The 15,427-nt window shown below is 42.6% G+C and carries 14 protein-coding genes; 13 read left to right on the forward strand and 1 reads right to left on the reverse strand.

The features are described 5' to 3' along the window. Positions 1–129: 129 nt before the first annotated feature. Positions 130–2,343, forward strand: coding sequence for an AraC family transcriptional regulator (locus IGJ15_RS06355; protein WP_430599358.1), 2,214 nt, complete (start codon positions 130–132; stop codon positions 2,341–2,343). Between the two features lie 59 nt (positions 2,344–2,402). Here the strand turns inward: IGJ15_RS06355 and IGJ15_RS06360 are convergent, their stop codons facing one another. Then, positions 2,403–3,290, reverse strand: coding sequence for a carbohydrate ABC transporter permease (locus IGJ15_RS06360; RefSeq protein ID WP_311902415.1), 888 nt, complete (start codon positions 3,288–3,290; stop codon positions 2,403–2,405). 259 nt (positions 3,291–3,549) lie between these two features. Here IGJ15_RS06360 and IGJ15_RS06365 point away from each other — a divergent pair, with 259 nt between their 5' ends. The 12 genes from IGJ15_RS06365 to IGJ15_RS06420 all read left to right on the forward strand — a co-directional run bounded on the left by IGJ15_RS06365 (position 3,550) and on the right by IGJ15_RS06420 (position 15,418). Further along, positions 3,550–4,518 carry an ABC transporter permease gene (locus IGJ15_RS06365; protein WP_005229934.1) on the forward strand — a complete coding sequence of 323 codons (969 nt, stop codon included), beginning with the start codon at positions 3,550–3,552 and terminating at the stop codon, positions 4,516–4,518. A gap of 15 nt (positions 4,519–4,533) precedes the next feature. Next, a complete protein-coding gene (locus IGJ15_RS06370; RefSeq protein WP_311902416.1) occupies positions 4,534–5,211 on the forward strand; it encodes a YesL family protein in 678 nt (225 codons plus the stop codon). 165 nt (positions 5,212–5,376) lie between these two features. Beyond that, the gene (locus IGJ15_RS06375) at positions 5,377–6,498 is read left to right on the forward strand and encodes a glycoside hydrolase family 88/105 protein (protein ID WP_412045790.1); all 1,122 of its coding nucleotides are present in this window, start codon (positions 5,377–5,379) and stop codon (positions 6,496–6,498) included. Beyond that, a complete protein-coding gene (locus IGJ15_RS06380; RefSeq protein WP_005229941.1) occupies positions 6,495–7,811 on the forward strand; it encodes a glycoside hydrolase family 28 protein in 1,317 nt (438 codons plus the stop codon). The genes IGJ15_RS06375 and IGJ15_RS06380 overlap by 4 nt, the downstream gene beginning before the upstream one ends. Next, complete coding sequence (locus tag IGJ15_RS06385; protein ID WP_311902418.1) at positions 7,808–8,698, forward strand: dienelactone hydrolase family protein; 891 nt, start codon at positions 7,808–7,810, stop codon at positions 8,696–8,698. Before IGJ15_RS06380 ends, IGJ15_RS06385 begins: the two co-directional genes overlap by 4 nt. Next, a complete protein-coding gene (locus IGJ15_RS06390; RefSeq protein WP_221693409.1) occupies positions 8,659–9,576 on the forward strand; it encodes a pectinesterase family protein in 918 nt (305 codons plus the stop codon). The genes IGJ15_RS06385 and IGJ15_RS06390 overlap by 40 nt, the downstream gene beginning before the upstream one ends. Continuing rightward, positions 9,573–10,019 (forward strand): DUF4064 domain-containing protein, encoded by a 447-nt coding sequence (locus IGJ15_RS06395; RefSeq protein WP_311902419.1) that lies wholly within the window; start codon positions 9,573–9,575, stop codon positions 10,017–10,019. The genes IGJ15_RS06390 and IGJ15_RS06395 overlap by 4 nt, the downstream gene beginning before the upstream one ends. Beyond that, complete coding sequence (locus IGJ15_RS06400; RefSeq protein ID WP_311902420.1) at positions 10,016–11,608, forward strand: glycoside hydrolase family 43 protein; 1,593 nt, start codon at positions 10,016–10,018, stop codon at positions 11,606–11,608. The genes IGJ15_RS06395 and IGJ15_RS06400 overlap by 4 nt, the downstream gene beginning before the upstream one ends. Positions 11,609–11,611: 3 nt before the next feature. Then, the gene (locus tag IGJ15_RS06405; RefSeq protein WP_015509909.1) at positions 11,612–13,105 is read left to right on the forward strand and encodes an extracellular solute-binding protein; all 1,494 of its coding nucleotides are present in this window, start codon (positions 11,612–11,614) and stop codon (positions 13,103–13,105) included. A gap of 149 nt (positions 13,106–13,254) precedes the next feature. After that, positions 13,255–14,088 carry a sugar phosphate isomerase/epimerase family protein gene (locus IGJ15_RS06410; RefSeq protein WP_156235906.1) on the forward strand — a complete coding sequence of 278 codons (834 nt, stop codon included), beginning with the start codon at positions 13,255–13,257 and terminating at the stop codon, positions 14,086–14,088. A gap of 165 nt (positions 14,089–14,253) precedes the next feature. Then, complete coding sequence (locus tag IGJ15_RS06415) at positions 14,254–15,126, forward strand: VOC family protein (protein WP_194193763.1); 873 nt, start codon at positions 14,254–14,256, stop codon at positions 15,124–15,126. Positions 15,127–15,190: 64 nt separating this feature from the next. Continuing rightward, positions 15,191–15,418: a hypothetical protein gene (locus tag IGJ15_RS06420; protein WP_005229963.1), complete on the forward strand. Its 228-nt coding sequence runs from the start codon at positions 15,191–15,193 to the stop codon at positions 15,416–15,418. Positions 15,419–15,427: the final 9 nt, after the last annotated feature.

Consider the following 15,427-nt stretch of genomic DNA (forward strand, 5'->3'; position numbering starts at 1 on the left):
ATAGCTTGTTCCCACGAGAATGTCAATACACCAAGGATGCACACGTGAAACATTTTTCAAAATAACATAGGAACTTTTTCTGGGATGTGCTAGTATAAAAGAAGATAGTCAGGTAATGGGAGGGAGTCTATGAAATTCTTTTTAAGCTATCATCAAACGTCCAACTTGTTTTATAAAATATTTATTTTGATTTTTCTAATTGGTAGCGCTTTAATAATTGGGTTTAGTGGGGTCATTTATCATCGAACGTATCAAAACATTCAAGAAACATTTTTGCAAAGTCAACATAATTTGGTCAACCAAGTCAAAGAAAATCTGGATCAAAAAATTCAGATGGTGGAGTATGCCTTTTCTACATACAGTAGCACACAAAGCTTTTCCGATACGATGGAACAGCCGTTTTCTGTGACGAATTATCGACAAGTACGAGAGATCAATTCACAACTGGCTTACATTGGTGTGATGGGGATCGAAAACGCCAGTTACCAATTGGTGAATTTGAACCAGCATTGGAAAATCGAAGAAGGCTCCTTAAAACAAATCGATGATACTGAATTCGCTGCTTTTCAAGCGTTGATCGACAACCAACGCTACTTGTATTGGTTGCCAGAAGATGGCTATTTAAAAATGGTGATGACGCTGCCTGTGTTTCGACAGGAAACCACTGCTTTGGGGATCGCTGAAATCCAAGACCATACCATTGCGCAGTTGGTGGCAGATCATGACGATTCCTTTTTGAATATTTTTCATGCAGACGGACAACTGCTTTTCGATAATGGTGAAGTGATCGATTCTGCCTTACAAGAAACAATGATTGCAGCTGCCCACGGCGATGGCATCTTCACTGACAAAGAAAACAATAAGTATGTGGTCACACAATCGGATTACAATCAGTGGTATCATGTGATCCGCCTGGCGCCTGCTAGCGTTTCACAAGCAATCCGTGAATTAAGAAGCGGTTTGATCGTGATTGGCAGTCTTTTGATCATCCTCTTTTTATTAGTATCCTATCGCATTGCGATCGTGGCTACCTCACCCATCAATCGGATCGGTGAGCTTTTAAAGCCCAAAAAACAAGGTCAGAAATTAGAAGTCAATCAGTTGATTTCCGATATCGACCAGGTCTTACATCAAAACCACGATCTCGCCGTCAAAGTCGAGCATCAAAAGCCCGAATTAGAATCCTTGTTTCTATTAAACTTGTTTCGCGGCTGTATCTCAGAAGAAGATATTCACTTAAAACTGTCACAATTTGGGTATGAAGTATCCAAAACAGAACACTTTGCCGTATTACTGATTCAAATCGATGATTTGTGTGGACGAGAAACAGCGACTATTGATATTTTCTTGCTTGCCATCGAGAATCTCGTTTCTGAGATCATTCCAGCAAATTTTCGTTTTCAACCAATCATCTCCAGTCAAGAAACCCAAGGAACGATTTTAAAGCTTCCTGAATCAGTTGACCAAAAACAAGTATTGACCTATTGTCAAAAGATCCATCAAGCGGCAAAAGATTACTTGAAAATCAAAATAAGTTGTGGGGTCTCACAATCCTACGACCGCCTCGTAGAAACCAAATTAGCGGTTGATAACGCCAAAGAAGCCTTGCACTATCGAATGAATTTAGGGGAAGAAGTCATTATCTTTTTTGACGACATTGCAGCACAATTAGACAATAATGCGATCGTTCAATACCCTAGAGAAGCAGAAAGCACCTTTTTGGATGCGATGCGTAGTGGGGAACTAGCGACCATCAAAGCGAGTTACACGGAAGTCGTACGGGAAATCATTCATGAAAACAAAAATCCGTTGACGATTGAAAGTGCCTTGTTTAAGTTGATCAACAGTATCGTTCAGCTAGGGCAACTTTTAGGAGCGGATCATACCAGCTTGCAGAATAGTCGTAAAGTTTATCAATCCGTGCTCAACCAAACTATTTTGTTCAAAGTTGAGCAAATCATCTATCATGAGTTAGTTTTACCTATCGTTGAAACGACACAAGCCAAAACAGATCGAGAAATTCGCTCCTTGTCTGAAAAGATGGTCTTGATCGTACACCAACAATACGATCAAGATCTCTCCTTAGATAGCATTGCTGAACAGCTACATTATAATGCCAATTACTTAAGTAATGTGTTTAAAAAGGAATTATCCATCAATTTTGCCGATTACTTACAAAACTATCGGTTGCAAATCGCCAAAAAATGGTTGCGGGAAACGGATATGACGATCAAGGAAATCGCAGCCAACCTTCAATATACCAACTCTCAAAACTTCATCCGCTTTTTCAAAAAGAAAGAACAGATGACCCCTGGAGAGTATCGCAAACGATCCAAAGACTAAAAGAAAAAAGCGCTTTTTGATCGTTGATCAAAAGCGCTTTTTTCTTTGCTGCCTGTTGGTTACCCTTTGACGGAACCAACCATTGCACCTTTCACGAAATACTTCTGGACAAATGGATAGGCGATCAACATTGGCAGAGTCGCAACGATGATCACGGCCATTTTTACGGATTGTGCTGGGGGGACAACATCGACACTAGCGGCATCAGCGTTCATCCCGCTGGAGACGATCACGATTTGTCGAAGGAGCACTTGGATCGGCCATTTCGCTGAATCATTGATGTACAAGATCGCTGATTGATAAGTATTCCAATAACTAACAGCGTAGAACAAAGAGATCGTCGCAATCGATGGTAAGGAAAGGGGTAAGATGATACGGAAAAAGACGCCCCAATCAGAGCAACCATCCATTTTTGCGGATTCCTCTAAACTATCAGGAATCCCTTGGAAAAAGTTTCTCATAATGATCATATTATATGCACTGATGGCGCTCGGTAAGATCAATGCCCAGAGAGAATCGATCAAGCCGAGGCTTTGTACCAAAATAAAACTTGGGATCATCCCACCGCTAAACAACATGGTAAATACGACAATAAAGTTGAAGATGCCGCGTCCATGCAAATATTTTCTCGAAAGAGCATAGGCCATAAAAGAGGTCAAGATCATTGAAAGAACCGTTCCGACGATGGTCACGAAAAGGGAAACACCAATACTCGTAAAAATCGTGGGTGTCGAGAGAATATACCGGTAAGCATTTAAGCTAAATTCACGTGGGAGAATGATAAATGTTCGTGTCGCGATCTCAGAAGAAGAAGCAAAGGAGCTTCCGAGAATGTTTAGAAAAGGTAAGAGACACGTTAAGGTGAAGAGTAGTAGAAAGCCAATAATAAATCCTTGAACGACCCGTTCACTTTTCGGGCGGTTCGTTTTTTTCAGGGTTTGTTGCATAGAAAAAACCTCCATCTTTTTTTACTTAAATAGGTACTTCCAACGTATCATGAGGCGGGGACAACGTATATAATCACTTTTACATGTTAAAAAATTCACAATAGCGATAAACGTTGATAAATCAAGGATTTTCCAATTCGATTGAGAAATAATCCTAAAAAATGTATGCCTTTTCAAAGCTGAGAAAATGATTATATACGTTATCTTTTTTTCACGCTTCCATGGGACTATCAAATCAAAAAAATTCGGAGGAACAAGTATGGAAACAAAAGTTGATAATTACTTCTCACCACTTAATGAAGAAGAACAGCGGCTGCGGCTGAAAAAGAAAAAATGGGCGCAAATCAGAAAAAATCGTGCCCTCTATATTATGGTATTGCCGGGGATTTTATATTTTCTTATTTTCCGTTACATACCGATGGGCGGTTTGGTCATCGCTTTTCAAGACTACCAACCATTCTTGGGGATCCTAGGAAGCCCCTTTGTTGGCTTCACTCATTTTATTCGGCTCTTTACTGAAGATACCTTCGTGATGTTGATGCGCAATACACTGATCATGTTTTTCTTAAATATCACGATTTCTTTCCCTTTTCCTATATTATTGGCACTTATGCTAAATGAAGTAAACAATCGCCGTTTGAAAAAAGGGATTCAAACCATCATTTATTTGCCTCATTTTATGTCGTGGGTCATCGTTGTTTCCATCTTCTATGTTTTATTAACGACAGAAGGTGGTGTAATCAATAACATGATCGAAAGTCTTGGTGGCGAACGTATCCCGTTTCTAACAAGCCGCACGTGGTTGCGTCCAATGTACATTTTCCAAGATCTTTGGAAAGGTGCCGGTTGGGGGACGATCGTCTATCTAGCCGCTATTACCAATGTTGATGAACAGCTTTATGAAGCTGCGGATATGGATGGGGCTGGCAAGCTACGAAAAATGTGGCATATCACATTGCCTTGTATTCGTCCAACGATCGTAACCTTATTGATTTTAAAGATCGGTTCGATCTTAGATATGGGCTTTGAGCATATGTTCTTGTTGATGAACTCAATGAACCGTGAAGTTGCCCAAATCTTTGATACCTTTGTCTATACCGCCGGGATTCAAAATGGTCAATTGAGTTACTCGACAGCTGTTGGGCTGTTTAAAGGACTTGTTGGCTTGATCCTCGTTATCTTTGCGAATCGTTTGGCGAAAAAAATTGGCGAAGACGGGATTTATTAAGAAAGAAGGGATCACATGACGATCGAAAAGATCACGAAAATCAACGAAGGATTACTCGCATTTTTGACGCTGATCGCACTTCACTTTCTTTGGCTCAGTGTGACTCTCCTGGGAGGGGTCCTCTTTGGCATTGGCCCTGCGTCGTATGCCATGATGAAATATTATGATCGCTGGCTTCGTCTTCATGAACGACCACCTTTGATCAAAAGTTTTTTCTACTATAGTAAAGAACGGTTCCGACAATCGGTGCTGATCAGTTGGTTGTTTCTGATCATTGCAGCGATCGTGATCACCAACATATTTGCGCCATTTCCATGGTTTATCCAAGTAGCGAATGTCCTCTTTTTGATTGCGTTTCTCTTTTTATTCATGCACGTGTATACCGTCATGGCAGCCACCAACTTTGTGACCGTGTTTGAGATCCTGCGGGGGAGTGTGTTGTTAGGTTTAGGCTATCTGCATTATTCGATCATAAGTTGGACGATTTTGATCGTTGGCTATTTAGTCCTGGGTAGTTATTTCTTGATCGGCCTCTTTCTGATGGGTAGCAGCTTAGTTGGTGGTGTTTTTGCCATTGCTGGTAAAAAAATTCTTCAAGATATCCACCCAATTGAAACAGATCAGGTGGTTTCAAAAACGGCATCGACTACGGAGCAAACCGTTGCCAGCAAAGGAGATGAGGTCATTATCTAAAGAAAACGGCTCAAAGACTTTTACTGGTCCGCAAACAAAACGGTCACTAGAGAACACCTGAAAATAGCAAGACAAGCTGAACCCTCATGAAATATAGCCGGTAAAACGGATTCATTCAAATAGCTCTATGAATTGAGGAGACTACAATAAAAGGAAGTATCGTACATGAAGAACTATTCGGAAATTGCTTTGAACACATTATTTGAGCGCTATGACTACTTATGCAAAGAAAAAATTTATCACGGAAAATGGTCCTATGACATCGGGGTCGTTTTACAAGGCGTGAAAGAAGCCTATGAGCAAACTGGTGACAAACGCTATTTCGACTATATCCAAAACACGATGGATTTTTATATTGACGAAGACGGTTGTATCAAAAACTATCAGATGGATGCGATGAATATCGATTACATCAATAATGGCAAATGTTTATTCTTACTATACAAAGAAACAGGTGCTTCAAAATACAAGATCGCCTTGGACACGCTGTATCAACAATTACAGCAGATGCCAAGAACAAGCGAAGGCGGGTTCTGGCATAAAAAAATCTATCCTTATCAAATGTGGTTAGATGGCTTATATATGGGGGCCCCATTTCTAACAGAATACGCACTGACATTTGAGAAAGAAGAAGCATTGGAAGATGTAATCAAGCAATTCACCTTATGCTTTACTCATACCCTAGATCCAAAAACGGGTCTTTTGTATCACGCGTGGGATGAACAAAAAGTCCAGCCGTGGGCAGATCCTGAGACCGGTTGTTCAAAAAATTTCTGGGGACGATCAATGGGATGGTTCATGATGGCTCTCGCAGATACGATGGTGCTATTAGGGGAATCAGAGCAGAAGAATCCATTAGAAAAAATGTTTGTCTCCTGTCTAGAAGCTCTTGCTAAAGTAAGAGATCCCCAGAAAAAAGTGTGGTATCAAGTCTTAGATAAAGGCAGTGAGCGTGGGAATTATTTAGAAGCATCCGCTTCTTCAATGATTTGTTACGCAACAGCGAAAGCAGTCAAAGCAGGGATCATCGATCAAAAATGGCAAGTGTTTGCCCAAGAGACCTATCAAGGATTGCTTGATGAGTTTGTCTTTTTAACAAAAGAAGGCTGGTTGAATCTGATCAGAAACTGTGAAGTTGCTGGTCTTGGTGGACCAGATGATCGGGATGGTACGTTTGTTTACTATATCAGTGAACCCGTTATCACAAATGATTTCAAAGGATACGGTGTCTTTTTACAAGCGAGTTTACTGCTGCAACCACTAATGGAGGAAGGAAGCAAGAAATGAATATCCAATTGACTACAGCTGATTTACAAGAAAAAGAAGGTCTGTTGACAGAAGCGATTCAAGAAAAAATTGATGAATTGCATCAACAAGGAGGAGGCAGAATCACTTTTTCCGCAGGACGCTATCCGACAGGTGCGCTCTTTTTAAAAAGTAACATTGAACTGCACTTACTATTGGGGGCGACCCTAGTATTTTCTGATGATCCCAAAGACTATCCCGTCGTTGTGTCTCGCTGGGAAGGGGTCAAACGGGAAGTTTATGCCTCTTGTTTATATGCCGAGAATGCGGAAAATATCGCTGTCACAGGACTAGGAATGCTTGATGGACAAGGGCAAAGATGGTGGAAGACCTTTCGGGAAAACCGTGAACAGCTTGCTTATCCACGACCAAAATTAATCAGTTTTGACTCTTGCCAGCAAATTACGTTGAAAGATATCCGTCTTGTCGATTCACCAAGTTGGACCGTCAATCCGATTCTTTGCCAAGATCTAACGATCGATAATCTTCGCATCAAAAATCCAGCGGATTCGCCAAATACGGATGGGATCGATCCTGAATCTTGTAAAAATGTCCGCATCAGTAACTGTCATATCGATGTTGGTGATGATTGTATCGCCATCAAATCAGGAACGGAGGACACCAAAGAACGGGTCGCTTGTGAGAATATCACGATCGTAAATTGCCATATGCTTCATGGGCATGGGGCAGTCGTTCTAGGTAGTGAGATGAGCGGCGATATTCGTAATGTCACCATCAGTAACTGTATTTTTCAAGATACCGATCGTGGGATTCGGTTGAAATCCCGTCGGGGACGTGGCGGAACGATCGAAGATATTCGAGTGAATAACATAGTGATGGATAATGTTATCTGTCCATTCACTTTAAATCTTTACTATTTCTGTGGACCGAAAGGCAAAGAAAAGTATGTTTGGGATAAAAATCCGTACCCGATCACCGAGGAAACCCCTCATTTTCGGAGAATCCATTTTGCAAATATCTCGGCTCGGAATGTTCATGCGGCCGCTGGGTTTGTTTATGGCTTGGCTGAACAATTTATTTCAGATATCACTTTCCAAGATATTGCTGTCTCTATGGCTGAACACCCAATTCCAGGAAAGCCTGCAATGATGACAGGTATCGAAGAGATGACAAAACAAGGCTTTTATATTGGCTGTGGACGGAATATTCAGTTTGATCGTATCAATTTGGAAGGCGTAACTGAAGCGTTCCATATCGAGAATAGTCGGGAAATCACCGTCACACAATCATTTGAGAATCGTCAGCCTCTGGCATTTCAAGGAGATTTTTTGTGAGGGATCCTCAGTTACTACAGCTGCTAGGTCCTGATATGAAAGTTGCACCACAAGTGGTTCAGCAAACAAAAGAGCAAGTGCAAAATTATACCTTGGAACATTTACTTCTACGATTAAATCAAGAAGAGGATGTCCCTGCATACTTTGCTTATCCTAGCTCTCAGCAACCTGTTCCACTCGTTTTGTTCAATCATTCTCATGGCGGCGACTTCACGATGGGGAAAGAAGAACTACGACAAAGTCCGTGTTATATGCAAAAAGAAAGCCTATTCGCGACATTTATGAAGTTGGGCGTCGCCGTTGGGGTGATCGACATGTGGGGCTTTGTCGAACGAAAAAACGGTGAGAATGATAGCTACAAGCGGTTTCTGTTGCATGGCAAAACATTATGGGGACAACGAATCTATGACAATCAACAGTTTTTGACCTATCTTGCTTCCCGCAAAGAAGTGAAACAGTCCGCTATCGCCACATTGGGACTTTCTATGGGCGGTTTGATGAGCTGGTGGTTGGCAGCGCTTGATGAACGGATATCAGTGGTGGTGGACATGGCAGCAGAAGTGGACTATCAAGCATTGATCGAAGAGGACTGTCTAAGCAAACATGGGTTTTACTATTATGTTCCTAATGTGTTGAAAGACTTTACGACTGCGGCCATCCAAAAACAGATCGCACCACGCCCGCGTTTGAGTTTGGTTGGCAAAGAGGATCGTGGCTGCCCCTCAAGCGGCGTCGCTCGTTTGGATCAGCAGCTCGGACAGCATTATGAAGCAATAGGCTATAAGGAGCATTGGCAGGCGTGTTGCTTGCCAGGCGGTCATGAAGAAACCAAGGAGATGAGAGCGCAGTGGATCGAATTTCTAAAACAGCACCTCCTATCAAGCTAAAGGTTAGTAAAGAGCCGCAAAAGGGTGATTTTACGAGTATCCAAGCAGCCGTGCTGGCTGCTGAAGCCTTAAAAGCACCTTGTGAAATCACGATCGCCTCTGGAGTGTATCAAGAACAGGTGAAAATTTATAAAAACCAGCTTACGTTGATCGCGGAACCTAACACGTTCTTATGCTACCACTTGGCTGCCGAGCAAACCGATGAAAAAGGGCAAAAAAGAGGAACGTTTCAAACAGCGACGCTCTTTATCAATAGCCGAGAAGTCTTTGTAAAAAACCTGACCATCATCAATGACGCAGGGTATGGGCAAGCAGTCGGGCAAGCAGTTGCCGTCTATATCGAAGGGGATGACATTCGCTTCGAACGCTGTCATCTCGATGCTTTTCAAGATACCTTGTGCCTGGGTCCATTGCCAAAATATACCAAAGAAGGCGAACCAATGATCAGTCCTTGGCGAAAGACAGTCTTTGACCAACAACAGAGTTTGTTTTTGCATTGCAGAATCAGTGGAACAGTCGATTTTATTTTTGGCGGTGGTTCCGCCACCTTTGAAGAGTGTCGCTTGCATTGTAAAAATACACCACAAACGAACTACGTTACTGCTGCCTCAACCAGCAAACAAGCAAGCGGGTTAACCTTCGATCGGTGCCGAGTGACAGGGGACAAAGCCTATTATTTAGGCCGTCCTTGGCGTAATGACGCCAAAGTCACCTTTTTATCCTGCTGCTTTGATCAACAGCTCGCCCCTTGCGGATGGTCTGATTGGGGAAAAACAGCAAGCCACCAAACGGTCACATTCACGGAGCGAATGTGTTGTTACCAAAGAAGTCCCCAACGTCCTGAATGGGTGACTCTTGAAGGAGTGATAGAAAAATGAGCAAGGCAAAATGGTCTGGCTGGATCGGGATGGTTCTCGCTCTGGTGTTTATGGGCGGCTTTTCCTTGGCGATCAATCAAATGACTGCCCAGCAGTTCGAAGAGATCTTTCAACGTGCGTTTCCCACTATACTGAATCAAATGACGGCAGAAGCAGCATTGGCGCAATTTCAAACACTCGGCGCTTGGTTTGGCTTCACGCTGTTGGCACTCCTGATATTGGTTTCAGTGGCGACGATGCTTGTTCGCTATCGTAATTATCGAAAGCAATCTTGTGCTATTTATTTTTTGACTGGTGTCGTGACATTGATTGGTAGTCAAATGATCGCTTTTCCGATTGCCTTTTGTTTCTTTTTAGCGGCGGGTTTTTGTTTTCTCCATCGCGATGACGGACACAAGAAAAAAACAACGGACGCAGTCAGCAAACAAGGAGGGGTTGCATGAAGGCAATAATTAATAATCCGATTTTAAGAGGGTTTCATCCTGATCCGAGTATTTTAAAAGTCGAGGATACTTATTATTTAGCGGTTTCTTCCTTTGAGTGGTTGCCAGGAATTCAGGTCTACTGTTCTCAAGATCTAGTCAATTGGTCCCATGAAACAGATATTCTGACCAATCAAGTGGATTTATTAGGCAACGCAGCAAATTGCAGCATTTGGGCACCGCAAATCAGTTACGCAAACGGACAATACTATTGTGTCTATACAAATGTTCGCAACACGACACGCCCCTTCAAAGACTGTCGAAACTATCTCATCACGGCTCCTACCATTCATGGGCCATGGAGTGAGCCCATTTACTTAAATGGTAGTGGCTTTGATCCGTCCTTGTTTCATGATCAAGAGGGGCGTATCTGGTTATTGAATGCGCTTTGGGATTATCGTAAGGATACACCAAATAAATCGGTGGGGATCGTGCTCCAAGAATACTCTGAAGCACAAGGCCGCTTGATCGGTGACAGAGTGCCAATTTTTTCTGGAACCCAGCTGGCGAAGACTGAAGCACCGCATCTTTATTACCACAATGAGTGTTATTACTTACTAACGGCAGAAGGAGGAACGGGTGCAGGTCATGCGGTAACAGTTTGTCGTAGTAAAACCATCGCTGGACCTTATGAAGTAGATCCGCATTTTCCCATGATACGTGCCTATCAGCGCGAAGATTCCCCTTTTCAATGTACAGGTCATGGCAGTTTGACGATTGCGCCATCAGGAGAATGGGTCATGAGCTATTTGATGACTCGGCCAGTAGAAGGGGCAGCGATCCTTGGACGAGAGACAGCACTCCAAACTGTCTATTGGGATCACGAAGGATGGCTGCGTCTTAGCAATAACGATACGATCCCAGATCAAACCATCAGGCTCGCTAGCGACGCTCAGAAGCAAAGGGCATCACCTGCTGTTTTTATTGATGACTTTAAAGGATCGTTGCAAAAAGCATGGAACGGTAGACGATTGCTGCCCAATGAAGAGTGGTGCAATCTGAGTGAGCGACCAGGGTATTTGCGATTGATCGGCGGAGAATCGATGCAATCGAACTTTCATAAGCACTTATTGGCGATTCGTCAACAAGACTTTTGTTTTGAAGCTGAAACAGTGATGGAATACCACCCCCAATCGTTCAATCAGATGGCTGGATTGTCGCTTTTCTTAAATGAAGAAAACTATTTGTTTTTCTACGTAACCTATGATGAAAAAGAAGACAAGGTCCTTCGGTTGCTGCGGTGTTGTGAAGGAGAATTTCACTTGTTCCCAGATAAATTGCCCCTCGCTGCTGCAAGTGAGCCGATTGGATTGAAAGTAGTCGGTTCTTATCTAGAAGCCCAATGGTTCTATCGGCAATCACAAACGTGGCATCCCTTTAAAAAGCAAAACATCCAGTTCTTGTCTGGTGGTTTTACGGGGAATTTCATTGGAATCAGTGCCCATGATTTAGATCACTTTGGCAAAAGCTATGCCGATTTTGAATATTTTACGTATCAAGGGAAAGATCCGCTCGATGATGGCTCCCTAAAAATAGAGAAAGAAGGTTAACAAATGAAAAAATTGAAAGTTGCAAGTTTATTATTATGTGCTGGACTGTTTTTAGCAGGCTGCGGCGATGGTGGAGGTTCACCTGAAGGACCAGAAAGCGAAGGGAAATCAAGTATTTCTTGGATGGCGATGCTACATACTGCTTCCCCACCATCTGGAGATGTCACGCAAAAGCTAGAAGAATACACAGGGGTCGAGATCGACTTTACGTGGGTGCCAGATGCTTCAAAAACAGAGCGCTTGAATGCAGCATTGGCGTCGAATTCTTTAGCAGATATCGTTAGTCTGACAGAAATCAATAACACAACCGTCCGCAGCTCACTCGCATCTGGAATGTTCTGGGATGTGGAACCCTATTTAGAAGAGTTCCCGAATTTGGCAGAAATTTCCGAAGATCGGTTAGAGTCTTCTCGAATTGATGGTCGAATCTATGGTGTTCCGTTTTTAAAACCGATCGCTCGTTATGGCGTCCTTGTCAGAAAAGATTGGTTGGATAATTTAGGCTTGGACGTGCCATCGACATTAGAAGAATTAGCTGCTGTCGCCCAAGCCTTTACGGAAGATGATCCAGATGGAAACGGTGCGGATGATACGGTTGGTTTCGTAGAGCGTGATGAGTCCTTTAACGTTGGGTTCCGTTCGCTTTCAGGTTACTTTGGTGCAGACAATTGGTTTACGATCACGGATGATGATGAAGTGATGCCATCCTTTATGCAACCAGAATACAAAGAAGCAATGGAATGGTTCCGTAATATCTATGATAACGGCTGGATGAATTCTGATTTTGCGGTAATGGCGAAAAATGATCAGAAGAACTATATCGTTCAAGGTCGTGGTGGGATCGTATTGAGTGGTTTGCAAGAAGTACGTAACTACATTGATGATGCAGCTGGTACTGATGAAGAGCATATGGAATGGGTCTTGATCAATGATATCGTCCATGAAAATGTGGAACGTCGTATCCTTTCTGATACCAATGGTGGAATGGGCGGCTGGTTAGCCATTCCGAAAAACAATGTTGAAACCGAAGAAGACTTACGTGTTGTTTTGAAATTTATCAATGATTTGATGGACGAAGAGCCGTTTACGTTGATGACGCAAGGGATCGAAGGGGTTCATTATGAAATTGATGATGAGGGTGTCTATGTCCGTTTAGATGATACGAAGTGGCAACAAGAAGTACAACCATTTTCTTCGTCTCGTCCATCAGAATTAGTAACAGTTTTCCCTTCAAGCAACCCATATGTCAACTTAGCCAATGAAAAGATTCGCGAAAATGAAGAGTTTGCGGTGATCAATCCTGCACAATCGCTGACCTCTGAAACCTATGATCGTTCATGGTCAAGCTTGATTGAAGGAATCTCAGACGCTTACTACCAATATATGACTGGGGAAATCGAGATCGATGGGTTTGATACAGCAATCGAAACCTTCTTAAGAAATGGTGGACAGCAAATCATTGACGAGTTCACGGAAGACTATCGTTCACAACAATAAAGGTCACAAAAGGTTCTGATCATCTATTGAGAAGAAATAGATGAAGTGAGGAGCCGCTACTGCTGAATGATTTGAAGACCAAGACCAGTTGAAGTGATTCGCTGCTTGGTCTTCTTTTTGCTTCAAAAGCAGTGAAGAAAGGAGAAGCTATGTTTCAACTAACTGTTCGGGGGCATGATTTAAAGAATTATGGGTCCCCAGAAGAATTAGCGCAAAAAATTGCCGCCCAAAACATTCATAACATTCAATTTGCATTAAATAAATCCTTCCCACAATGGGCAGAGCCAGAGCAATTAAGCCCTGGTTTAGGCCGCTTTTTCAAACGAGTTTTTGGTCAATCTCACGTTCAGGTCGCTTTATTAAGTTGTTATTGTAATCTGATCCATCCTGATCTGGAAAAACGGGAAGCGATTTTATCCAGATTCGAGACCTATCTCGCACATGCCAAATATTTTGATGCAGCTATGGTCGCAAGTGAAACTGGTTCGGTTTTGCCAAATATGGGGTATACCGAGGAAAATTTTAGTGACGTCGTTTTCGATGATTTGGTTCAGGTGATCAAGCGTTTGGTCCAAGTGGCTAAGAGACATCAAGTGATGCTAGGAATTGAAGCGGGCTTGAATCATCCACTATCATCGATCGACCGAATCCAAGAATTGCTGGAACGGGTACCCTCTGACTATTTAGGGATCATCTTTGATCCAACCAATCTGATTACTGCGAAGAACTATCAAGAGCAAGTCGCTTTGACAAGGGAAGCTTTTTCCCGCTTTGGCGATGCCATCGTTTGCTTGCACTTGAAAGACTATCAAGTAATCGATGGGAAAATCAAGGTAGTCCCATTGGGAGAAGGAATGATTGATTATCAACAACTATTGGCCATCACCGCTGAATACAAGCCATATTGTTATGTTGTGTTAGAAGGGACGACCGAAGAAGCGATGCAGCCAGCCATTTCACTGATTGAAGCACTGAAAAAGTGAGCGAGTTGTCTTTGATTGTGACTGATGAGGAAATGCTTTGTTTCTAGGAATCACGGAAGATCACGGAGTCCTTTCCTCAACAAGCAGATTTATTTACTTACTAAAAGTTAGTGTTATACTTAAAGGTACAAGTGAATGTAACTGTTTAGAAAAGAGGAAATAGCGATGAAAATGATTCAATCAACCTATCAAATCGATGCAGCAGCCGCAATTGGCAAAGTCGTTTTAAAAGTAGCAAACATAGAAAAAATGAGCCAGTTTTATTCGGACGTGATCGGCCTGACTTTATTGGAGCAAAGTGTAGATCACGCGCGATTAGGCGTGGGAGCGCAAGAGCTTTTAGTTCTAGAGAAGGTGAGTGATCCGTTGCCTTTGACACGGAAAACAGGCCTTTTCCATACGGCGTTTCTTTTGCCTAGCCGTAAAGACCTAGGAAATATGCTGATTCATTATTTGGAAGTCAAAGCTCCCCTCGATGGGGCCAGCGATCATGGATATAGTGAAGCGTTATACCTGACCGACCCAGAAGGAAACGGGATCGAAGTGTATCGTGACAAACCGATGAGTGAATGGGATATTCGAGCAGATGGTGAGATCGTAGGCGTTACTATCGAAATGGACGCGCAAGGCGTGCTGGGAGCCGCTGACCGATCTCAAACGACCTTTCCAGTTGGCACCACGGTGGGGCATGTCCATTTGAAAGTGGCGGACTTGGCAAAAACAGAAGAATTCTACACCGAAGTTTTAGGCATGCGTTTGACCTCAGATTTTGGTAGCCAAGCAAAGTTTTTTGCTGCTGGTTCGTATCATCACCATATCGGATCGAATATTTGGATGGGAAGAAATGTTCCAGCTATGGAAGAACAAGATCTAGGCTTAGCGTACTTTACGATCGTTTTGCCAGCTTTGGCTTTTTCTACGTTACGAAGTCATCTCAAGGCAAGAGGCGTTTCGTATGAGTTAGAAACAGACAGCCGCTTGCATTTGACTGATCCGAATGGGATCAATCTGATCATCGAAAGAAAGAATCAGCCTTAAGATGGAGGTTTTTTCATTCATGAAATGAGAGAATAACCTATAATCAAGTAAAAGGAGAGCAAGCATGAAAAAAAACGGGGCGGGACAATCACTATTTCTAGCATTATTGATCAGCATGGGCTTATTTTTCTTTGTCCAAGGGAAACAATTAATAGAAAGTGGGGCGTCTCCTGTGATTTTTATTGCTTTTTCGGCTTTTGCAGGAATTATCGGAGTTGGTGTCTATGGTCTTCAAGCAATAATGAAGCAGCATCGGCGCAAAGCCATGGTACCAATCAAAACCAAAAAATAAAGAAACCGG

Origin of the sequence: Enterococcus sp. AZ079, assembly GCF_050547255.1 — a bacterium.
Taxonomy (GTDB): Bacteria; Bacillota; Bacilli; order Lactobacillales; family Enterococcaceae; genus Enterococcus_D; species Enterococcus_D casseliflavus.